Raw genomic sequence first — 1468 nt, forward strand, 5'->3', positions numbered from 1 at the left:
GTTACCTTTTTGATCGTCCCCACCGGGGACTGCTCGGTCGCTCGGTCCGGTATGACTTACTGCCCCTGTCGCACGCATGATCCGGGGGGTGTTGTCGCCGGGCCGGGTGGCGTCGGCGGACCGCTGATAGGGACCCGGCCACCCCAGTTCGGGTAGGTCTCTCCGTAACGTGGCTGCCGGCAGTCCGACGCTCTGACCAGCGACCGAGCCCATGATGGACGTCGTGGGAGGCCAGACGTGACCAGCGAGTACGGCGTGTTCCTGGGACTAGACGTCGGCAAGACCGATCATCACGCGGTCGCACTCGATCCAGCCGGTAAACGGTTGCATGACGCACCCTTGCCGAACACCGAGGCCGGGCTGCGGAAACTGTTCGACAAACTCGCCCGCCACGGCCGGATCCTGGCCGTGGTCGACCAGCCCGCCTCGATCGGTGCCCTGCCCGTCGCGGTGGCTCGCGCGTGCGGGCACCAGATCGCCTACCTACCCGGGCTGGTCATGCGCCGGCTCGCGGACCTGCACCCCGGCACGGCAAAGACCGACGCCCGTGATGCTTGGGTAATCGCCGACGCCGGCCGCACCCTGCCGCACACGCTGCGCCGCGTCGACGCCGGTGACGACACCCTCGCCGAGCTGGAAGTGCTGGTCGGTTACGACGACGACCTCGCCGGTGAAGTCACCCGGATCAGCAACCGGATCCGTGGCCTGCTCACCCAGATCCACCCACCGCTGGAACGGGTCCTGGGCCCGAAAGTGCAGCACCCGGCGGTGCTGGAGCTGTTGTCACGGTGCGGTGGCCCGGCCGGGCTGCGCAAGGCCGGCCGCACGAAGCTGACCGCGATCGTCACACCCCGCGCGCCGAGGATGGGTGCCCGCCTCGTTGACCAGATCTTCACCGCCCTGGACGCCCAGACCGTCGTCGTCCCCGGCACCACCGCAGCCGAGACGATCCTGCCGCGACTGGCTGACAGCCTGCGTGACCTGCTCCGCCAGCGTGACCAGGTCGCCGAGCAGGTTGAGGGGATGCTTGATGCGCACCCTCTTTCCCCGGTCCTGATCTCGATGCCTGGTGTCGGGGTCAGGACCGCAGCCCGAATCCTGCTCGAAGTCGGTGACATTGCCGCGTTCCCGACCTCCGGTCACCTGGCCGCCTACGCCGGGCTCGCTCCGGTGACCCGCCGGTCGGGCACCAGCATCCGCGGCGAACATCCACCCAAAGGCGGCAACAAACAGCTGAAACGCGCGTTCTTCCTGTCCGCGTTCGCCGCCCTGGCCGACCCCGCCAGCCGGGCCTACTACGACCGGAAACGCGGCGAGGGCAAGAAACACAACGCCGCCCTCATCTGCCTCGCCCGCCGCCGCGTCGACGTCCTACACGCCATGCTCCGCACCCAAACCCCCTACCAGCACAAACCAGCAGAAAAGCTTGCCCTGGCCGCTTGACAGAACCCATAGGGACACCCCCCCC

General features: G+C 68.6%; 1 protein-coding gene. It reads left to right on the forward strand.

The window, feature by feature from the left end; translation table 11 throughout:
* Positions 1–237 precede the first annotated feature (237 nt).
* The gene (locus Ahu01nite_RS50005) at positions 238–1443 is read left to right on the forward strand and encodes an IS110 family RNA-guided transposase (RefSeq protein WP_203843837.1); all 1206 of its coding nucleotides are present in this window, start codon (positions 238–240) and stop codon (positions 1441–1443) included.
* Positions 1444–1468 lie beyond the last annotated feature (25 nt).

The sequence above is a fragment of the Winogradskya humida genome, from assembly GCF_016862215.1.
Lineage (GTDB): Bacteria > Actinomycetota > Actinomycetes > Mycobacteriales > Micromonosporaceae > Actinoplanes > Actinoplanes humidus.